Source organism: Microbacterium sp. H6 (assembly GCF_003314775.1).
In the GTDB taxonomy this organism is placed as follows: Bacteria; Actinomycetota; Actinomycetes; order Actinomycetales; family Microbacteriaceae; genus Microbacterium; species Microbacterium oxydans.
This window is the reverse complement of sequence record NZ_QOAY01000223.1, coordinates 14,605-22,906: the sequence shown is the minus strand read 5'-3', so window position 1 is coordinate 22,906 and position 8,302 is coordinate 14,605. Positions and strand designations below refer to the sequence as shown.

Sequence of the window (8,302 nt, the reverse complement as noted above, 5' to 3'; positions counted from 1 at the left end):
GTTCCCGACCAGTCGGACCGCTCGGCGACGAGCCTCTCGACCGCGCCGATCATGGCGGTGACGTGCATGTCGTGGCCGCAGGCGTGCATGACGGGAACGGTCGTCCCCGCGGGGTCGACGCCCTTCGCTGTGCTGGCGTAAGACAGGCCGGTCTGCTCCTCGACGGGGAGCGCGTCCATGTCGGCGCGCACCCACACCACCGGACCTTCGCCGTTGCGGAGCACGCCGACGACGCCGGTGACGCCGACACCCTCTTCGACCTCGAGGCCGAGGTCGCGCAGGTGCTGGGCGGCGATGCCGGCGGTGCGCGTCTCCTGGAACGAGAGCTCGGGGTGCTGGTGCAGGTCGATGTAGAGCGCTTCGAGGTCGATCGTCATGGCCCGAGCCTAGCCGGGCAGCCCCGCGTTGCCGAGACCCATGGTCGCCGCCCAGACCCACTGTCACAAGCGTCTGGCTCGATGGGTTTCGGCGCGGCGCATGGGTCTCGGTGCCGCGGGTAGGGGGGGGATCAGGCGGGGGATGTGTAGGTCGTGAGGTCTGGGCCGGGGTGCAGCACGGCGTTCACGATCGCCCGGATCGCGAACTCGCTGGTCGCGCCCAGTTCGATCGCCCCGGGGTGCAGGAGCCACTGCAGCTGCAGCCCGTCCATCACGGCGAGGATCGCGGCGGAGGCGGCAGCGACCGAGTCGGGGTCGCGCACGCCCTCCTGGGCGCACAGCTCGTGGAACGCGGCCGTGACCTCGCGGCGCAGTGTCGTGTACCTCTCCTCGAAGAACGGGCGCGAGGGATGCTCGTCGGTGACCGACTCCGCCGAGAGTACCGTGTAGGCCTGCACGATGCCCGGCCGCTTCTCGTTCGTGAAGGCGGTGCGCACGAGGTGCAGGAACAGTTCCGGTCCCCCGGGAATGTGCTTCTGGGCGAGGCCGGCGACATCGTCCCTGTCTCGGTAAGCGAGCACCTCGAGTAGGAGCTTCTGCTTCGAGCCGAAGTGGTGGAGCACGCCGGCGTGCGTGATGCCGACCTGCTCGGCGACGTCCGCCAGGGTCCCGTTGGTCGAGCCCTTGTTGCCGAAGATCTCGATCGCGGCCTTGAGGATCTGCTCGCGTTTCTCGAGCGTCGCCGGGCGCACGCGCACTGTCTGGTCGCTGTCTGCCACCGCGGCCTCCTCTCCATCGTCGGACTGTGCTTGCGGTCAAACTTACTACTCGGTAACCTCACGGAAGCTTACTTTCTCGACAGTAAGCAAATCACGACGGCCGGCGGACCCCCGTTCGCCGGCGACACAGCACAAAGACCCGTGCCTAGGAGAAGCAATGAAGCTCAGAAAGTCTCTGATCGCCGCGACCGCGATCACCGCGCTCGGTGTGTCGGCCCTCGCCGGCTGCTCGGCCGGCGGTGGATCCGGCGACGGCGCCGGATCCGCATCCCTCACCATCGCGAAGCCCGACGGTGCGATCACCACCGAGTCGAACAACCCGTTCGTCGGCGACTCCGCCGCGTCGAAGTACGGCTACGCCAAGGTCGTGTTCGAGACCCTGGCCCTGGTGAACCAGACGGGAGATCGCGGTACCACGCCATGGCTCGCCGAGAGCCTCGAGTGGAACGACGACTACACGCAGCTCACGGTCGTCCCGCGCGCGGACGTCACCTGGAGCGACGGCGAGCCGTTCACGGCCGACGACATCGTCTTCTCGTTCGAGACCGCCTCGATCCCCGCCCTCGACACCGCCGGCCTCAAGTACGAGGGCGCCGAGGTCGACGGCGACAAGGTCGTGCTGAGCTTCGGCGACTCCAAGTACGTCAACCAGGCACGCGTGCTGCACGTGCCGATCGTCCCCAAGCACATCTGGGAGAAGTTCGAGGACCCGGCCACCGACCCCGTCAAGGGCGACGACCTCGTCGGCACCGGCCCCTACGCGATGGCGAACTGGTCGACCGAGTCGGTCACGCTCGACGCGCGCGACGACTACTGGGGCGGCGACCTCGCCGTGCCCGAGCTGCACTACGTCTCGTACGGTGACAACACCGCCCTCACCACGGCCCTCGCGAACGGCGACGCCGACTGGGCGCAGGCGTTCATCCCGCAGATCGAGGAGCAGTTCCTCTCGGCCGACCCCGAGCACAACAAGTTCCTCGCCTCCCCGACCACCGGCTCGGCCACGCTGTTCATGAACCTGCAGCAGAAGCCGTTCGACGACCCCGCCTTCCGTCAGGCGCTCGCCTGGGTGATCGACCGCGACGCCTACGTCGACATCGCGCGCGAGGGTGCCAGCGAGCCGGTCTGGTCCGTGACGGGACTGTCGTCGATCCTCGAAGACGAGATCCAGCCGGAGTTCGAGGGATTCGACTACAAGGTCGACGCCGAGAAGGCGCGTGACCTGCTGGAGACCGCCGGATACACCTGGAAGGACGACGCCCTGATCGACCCCGAAGGCACGCCCGTCTCGTTCACGCTCTCCGTCCCGTCCGGCTGGAGCGACTGGAACACGGCGCAGGAGCTCATCGCCGAGGACGTGAAGGACAGCATCGGCGCCGAGGTCAAGATCGACATGCCCGACTGGGGCGGCTGGGCCGATCCCCGCGACAACGGCACGTTCTCTGCGATCATCCACTGGCTGGAGGACAGCGGCACGGCGTACGGCCTCTACACCTCGACCATGGATCCGCGGTGGATCTCCCCCGAGGGCAAGGCCGGCTTCAACTTCGGTCGCTTCGACGACCCGGAGGCGACCGCCGCCCTGAACACCTACGCGAACGCCTCGTCCGACGAGGAGCGCACCACCGCCATCGACACGCTGCAGACGATCTTCTCCGAGCAGGTGCCGGCCATCCCGCTGGGCGCCCACCCGCTGCTGGGCGAGTTCAACACGCGCAACTACGTCGGCTGGCCTTCGGAGGACGACACCTACGCGTCCGCCGACCCGACGCAGCCGAACATCGTGCAGATCCTCACGAAGCTGAAGCCCGCCGAGTAGGACCTCGACAGGCTCAGCCACCCACAGCCGGGACTTCGACAGGCTCAGCCACCCCATCTGGGTCCCTGAGCCTGTCGAAGGGCCCGCCCCCACGAAGGACACCCCCATGCCAGACCCCCTGCTCACCGTGCGCGACTTCTCCGTCGTGTACGACGTCGATCCGCCCGTCGAGGCGGTGAAGAACGTGACCCTCGAACTGCAGCGCGGCGAGATCCTGGGCCTCGCCGGGGAGAGCGGATGCGGCAAGACCACGCTCGCCTACGGGGTGCAGCGCCTGCTGCGCGCTCCGGCCGTCATCACCGGCGGCAGCGTGACCTTCCACGACGTGACCGGCATCGACATCGACATCAACGCTCTGGACGTCGACGCGATGCAGCGATTCCGCTGGGACAAGGTGTCGATGGTGTTCCAGGGCGCGATGAACGCCCTCAACCCCGTCGCGACGATCGGCTCGCAGCTGGAGGACGTGTTCGAGATCCACCGCCCCGACATGAACCGCAAGCAGCGGCGTGCCGAGGCCGAGGAACTGCTCGAGATCGTCAAGGTCGGCCGTCAGCGTGTGCGCTCCTTCCCGCACGAGCTCTCCGGCGGCATGCGCCAGCGCGTCATGATCGCCATGGCCCTGGCGCTCCGTCCGCAGCTGATGGTCATGGACGAGCCGACGACCGCGCTCGACGTGCTGGTGCAGCGGGAGATCCTCAAGCAGATCTCTCAGCTGCGGCACGAGTTCGGCTTCTCGGTGATCTTCATCACCCACGACCTTCCGCTTCTGCTGGAGATCAGCGACCGGATCGCGATCATGCGCGAAGGAGAGATCATCGAGCTCGATACGGCAGAGCGCATCTGGACGCAGCCGGAGCACGAGTACACGAAGACCCTGTTGTCGTCGTTCCCCCGGCTCACCGGGGAGAGAGGGGTGCTGGTGCGATGACCACCCTCGAGTTCCGCAATGTCACGAAGGCGTACAACGTCCGAGGCGCCGGGCAGATCAAAGCCCTCGACGACGTGAGCTTCACCCTGACGTCCGGCCAGACGATCGGCCTGGTCGGCCAGTCCGGCAGCGGCAAGTCCACGATCGCGAAGATCCTCACCCAGCTCGAGACCCCGACCAGCGGCGAGGTGCTGCTCGACGGCAAGCCCATCCCGCGCCGCGGCAGGGGCCTGCGGAAGTACCGCCAGCAGTTGCGCATGGTGTTCCAGGACCCGTTCGCCTCGCTCAACCCGTACCACTCGATCCGCTACCACCTGGAGCGTCCGATCCGCCTCGACGAGGTGGTGCCGAAGAAGGAGACCGAGAACGAGGTGCGTCGGCTCCTCGACCGGGTGCGCCTCGATGCGGACGCGGTGATCGACCGCCGCCCCCACGAGCTGTCGGGCGGCCAACGGCAACGCGTTGCCATCGCCCGTGCCCTGGCCTCGCGTCCCTCGCTCCTCGTCGCCGATGAGCCGGTGTCGATGCTCGACGTCTCCATCCGGCTCGGCGTGCTGAACCTGCTCGCCGATCTGCAGCGCGAAGAGGGACTCGGTGTGCTCTACATCACGCACGACCTGGCGACCGCCCGGCACTTCAGCGACGAGATCATGGTCCTCAACCAGGGGCGCGTGGTCGAGTACGGAACCGCCGACGATGTGATCCTCAACCCGCAGGATCCGTACACCCGCGAGCTGCGCGCGGCCTCTCCCGATCCGGAGAAGCACTTCGCTGCAGCGGCATCGAACGGAGGCGCGCTGTGAGCTCCGCTCTCCCCCAGCTCGACGACAACGACCTCGTCGCCCGCGATGCCCTCGAGGTCGGCACCACGGCGACCACGGCAGAGCGCACCAGGCGGCCGGTGCCGTGGCGCTTCTTCGCCGGTCGCGCGGCGTTCTACCTGTTCACACTGTGGGCGGCGATCACGATCAACTTCTTCCTGCCCCGCCTCATGAAGGGCGACGCGGTCAGCTCGTACCTCGCGCGCAACCGCAACGTGAGCCCCGAGGCGGCAGACGCGCTGCGCGTGCTGCTCGGCATCGACACCGACAAGTCCATCTGGCAGCAGTACCTCGAGTACTGGGGGATGCTGCTGCGCGGCGACCTCGGCATCTCGACCCTGCACGGCCTGCGGCCGGTCGCCGAGGTGCTCGCCGCCGCCCTGCCCTGGACGCTCGGGCTGGTCGGCATCGCGACCATCATCTCCTTCGCGATCGGCACGCTGCTCGGAGCCGTCGTCGGATGGAAGCGGGGCAGCAGGCTCGACGCGATCATCCCGGTGACCACGTTCTTCAATACGATCCCGTACTTCTGGCTCGGACTCATCGCGATCGCGATCTTCTCCTCGACCCTGAAGTGGTTCCCGTCATCGCATGCCTACGACAAGGGGCAGTCGCCGGAATGGAGTCTCGACTTCATCGGCCAGGTGATCATGCACGGCACGCTCCCGGCGCTGACCATCGTGGTCGCCTCGCTCGGCGGATGGGTGCTCGGCATGCGCAACATGATGCTGACGGTGCTCGACGACGACTACATCACGGTCGCGCAGGCGAAGGGTATGCCCAACAAGCGGGTGCTCTGGGGTTATGCCGCTCGCAACGCGGTGCTGCCGCAGATCCAGAGCTTCGCGCTGTCGATCGGCTTCATCGTGGGCGGCACGATCGTGATGGAGATGGTGTTCAGCTATCCGGGTGTCGGCAAGCTGCTGCTCGACGCGACCAACGCCAAGGACTTCGCCCTCATGCAGGGCGTGTTCCTCGTGATCACGCTGTCTGTGCTCGTGGCCAACATCCTCGCCGATGTCGTCTACGCCTACCTCGACCCGCGCACGCGCCAGATGGAGTCCTGACATGACCGTTCCCACCACTGCAGCGACCACAGCGCCCGACGGATCGGCCGTCGTCTCCGGCATGCCCGAGACCGCCACGCTGCGCACCCCGTCGACGGGAGCGCCGCCGCGCAAGACGTTCTGGTCGCAGCTCGCGCAGGCGTTCGCGATGTTCCGCAACCCCAAGTCGATCGCCGGGCTCATCATCCTCGGGGTGTTCGTGCTCATCGCGATCCTCGCTCCGTGGATCGCCCCGTACGGGCCGACCCAGAAGGACCGCACGGCGCTGCGTCAGCCGCCCTCCTGGGAGCACTGGCTGGGCACGACGCACATGGGCGAAGACGTGCTGAGCCAGATCATCTACGGCACCCGCGGTGTGATCGTCGTCGGATTCCTCGCGGCCTTCATCGCCACGATCATCGCGATCACGATCGGTGTGATCGCCGGCTACGTGCGCGGCTGGAAGAGCGAGTCGTTGTCGGCGCTGACCAACGTGTTCCTGGTGATCCCCGGCATCCCGTTGATCATCATCATCGCCTCGCAGTTCGAGAACCCGCCGCTGATCGTGATCGCCGCGGTGCTGGGGATAACCGGGTGGGCGTGGGGCGCCCGCGTGCTGCGCGCGCAGACCATGTCGCTGCGCAACCGCGACTTCATCCAGGCCGCGCGCGCGAACGGCGAGCCGCTGCGCCGCATCATCACGGTCGAGATGCTCCCGAACCTCATGGCGCTCATCGCCTCGAGCTTCGTCGGGACCGTGACCGCGGCCATCCTCGGTCTCACGACGCTGGCCTTCATCGGGGTGATCCCGGTGAGCAACCTCAACTGGGGGACCATCCTGTTCTGGGCGCAGCAGAACGGTGCGTTCCCGCGACTGTGGTGGTGGTACGTGCCGGCCGGGCTCTGCATCGCGATCATCGGCGTCGCGCTCTCGCTCATCAACTTCGGCATCGACGAGTACGTGAACCCGCGACTGCGCTCGGCGGGCGAGCGGGCCAGGGCGATGAAGAAGAAGGGGCTGAACGTGAACGACGCCGTCACCGTCGTCCGCAGCGTGCCCCTGCCGAAGAAGGCTCCCGATCCCGTAACGTCGGCGACCTCGTCCGACCCCTCCGGGCCCGGCGACGCCTCGACGACCCCGACACCGAACACGAACCAGAACACGAAGTGATGACCTCTCAGACTCTGACCACGCAGCTCCCGTACCAGGACCCCGCTCTCTCGATCCCCGAGCGCGTGGCCGACCTCCTCAGCCGCATGACGCTGGAGGAGAAGGTCGGGCAGATGCTTCAGCTCGACGCTCGCGACGACATCGACGACCACATCGCGCGGCGCCATGCGGGCTCGATCCTGCACACCTCGCCCGAGCGCATCCTGCGAGCGAACGAGCTCACGGCGCAGACCCGGCTCCGCATCCCGCTCCTGGTGGGGGAGGACTGCATCCACGGGCACTCGTTCTGGCCGGGGGCGACGATCTACCCGACGCAGCTCGGCATGGCCGCGTCGTGGGACTCCGCGCTCGTCGAACGCGTCGCCCGTGCGACGGCCGAGGAGGTCGCGGTCACCGGCATACACTGGACGTTCTCGCCCGTGCTGTGCATCGCCCGCGATCTGCGCTGGGGTCGCATCGACGAGACCTTCGGTGAAGACCCGTTCCTGATCGGCGAACTGGCTTCGGCCATGGTGCGCGGCTATCAGGGTGACGGACTCGACGACCCCACGGCCATCCTCGCGACCGCCAAGCACTTCGCCGGGTACTCCGAGACCCAGGGCGGGCGCGACGCGAGCGAGGCCGACATCTCCCGCCGCAAGCTGCGCTCGTGGTTCCTGCCGCCGTTCGAGCGCGTCGCCCGCGAGGGCTGCCGCACGTTCATGCTCGGCTACCAGACCACCGACGGCGTGCCGATCACCACCAACGACTGGCTGCTCAGCGACGTGCTGCGCGGCGAATGGGGCTACACCGGCACGCTCATCACCGACTGGGACAACGTCGGTCGCATGGTGTGGGAGCAGCGGATCCAGCCCGACATCACGCACGCGGCCGCGGCTGCCGTGCGGGCGGGGAACGACATGATCATGACCACGCCCGGCTTCTTCGAGGGAGCGCTGGATGCCGTGGCGAAGGGGATGCTCGCCGAGGACGCCTTCGACGCCGCCGCCGCCCGCATCCTGACGCTGAAGTTCGAGCTGGGGCTCTTCGAGAACCCGCGCCTTCCTAGCACCGCGCTCGACACCGTGGTGGGCAGCGTGGAGCACGCGGAACTGAACCTCGAGGTCGCCCGCCGCTCGCTCGTGCTGCTCGAGAACGACGGCGTGCTGCCGCTCGACCCCGCGTCCGCGCTGAAGGTCGCGGTCACCGGCCCCCTCGCCGACGACGCGCAGACGCAGCTCGGCGACTGGGCCGGCGGCTCCGGTCAGGCGGGATGGCTCGACGGTCAGCCTCGCGAGATGATCACGACCGTGCTCGACGGCCTGCAGACGATCGACGGCTGGAGCGTCACCCACGCCCGCGGTGCCGACATCCTCACG

Annotated in this window: 8 protein-coding genes; 6 read left to right on the top strand and 2 right to left on the bottom strand. The window is 67.9% G+C overall.

The features are described 5' to 3' along the window. On the bottom strand, positions 1-377 hold a 377-nt coding region (locus tag DSP71_RS23985; RefSeq protein WP_258546467.1), incomplete at its 3' end, for a M20/M25/M40 family metallo-hydrolase. Positions 378-508: 131 nt separating this feature from the next. Beyond that, positions 509-1,156: a TetR/AcrR family transcriptional regulator gene (locus DSP71_RS14650; RefSeq protein ID WP_113681453.1), complete on the bottom strand. Its 648-nt coding sequence runs from the start codon at positions 1,154-1,156 to the stop codon at positions 509-511. A gap of 157 nt (positions 1,157-1,313) precedes the next feature. Between DSP71_RS14650 and DSP71_RS14645 the strand changes: the two genes are divergently transcribed. From DSP71_RS14645 to DSP71_RS23980, 6 genes are all read left to right on the top strand, one after another. Then, positions 1,314-2,975 carry an ABC transporter substrate-binding protein gene (locus DSP71_RS14645; protein ID WP_113681452.1) on the top strand — a complete coding sequence of 554 codons (1,662 nt, stop codon included), beginning with the start codon at positions 1,314-1,316 and terminating at the stop codon, positions 2,973-2,975. A 106-nt stretch (positions 2,976-3,081) separates the two neighbouring features. Then, positions 3,082-3,906 (top strand): ABC transporter ATP-binding protein, encoded by an 825-nt coding sequence (locus DSP71_RS14640; protein WP_061015111.1) that lies wholly within the window; start codon positions 3,082-3,084, stop codon positions 3,904-3,906. After that, complete coding sequence (locus tag DSP71_RS14635) at positions 3,903-4,709, top strand: ABC transporter ATP-binding protein (RefSeq protein ID WP_113681451.1); 807 nt, start codon at positions 3,903-3,905, stop codon at positions 4,707-4,709. The genes DSP71_RS14640 and DSP71_RS14635 overlap by 4 nt, the downstream gene beginning before the upstream one ends. Beyond that, on the top strand, positions 4,706-5,794 hold the full coding sequence (locus DSP71_RS14630) for an ABC transporter permease (RefSeq protein ID WP_046746803.1): 1,089 nt from the start codon (positions 4,706-4,708) through the stop codon (positions 5,792-5,794). Before DSP71_RS14635 ends, DSP71_RS14630 begins: the two co-directional genes overlap by 4 nt. Position 5,795: 1 nt before the next feature. Beyond that, positions 5,796-6,944: an ABC transporter permease gene (locus DSP71_RS14625; protein WP_113681450.1), complete on the top strand. Its 1,149-nt coding sequence runs from the start codon at positions 5,796-5,798 to the stop codon at positions 6,942-6,944. Next, positions 6,944-8,302: glycoside hydrolase family 3 protein (locus DSP71_RS23980; protein WP_258546466.1), on the top strand; the 1,359-nt coding region annotated here is incomplete at its 3' end. The genes DSP71_RS14625 and DSP71_RS23980, both read left to right, overlap by 1 nt.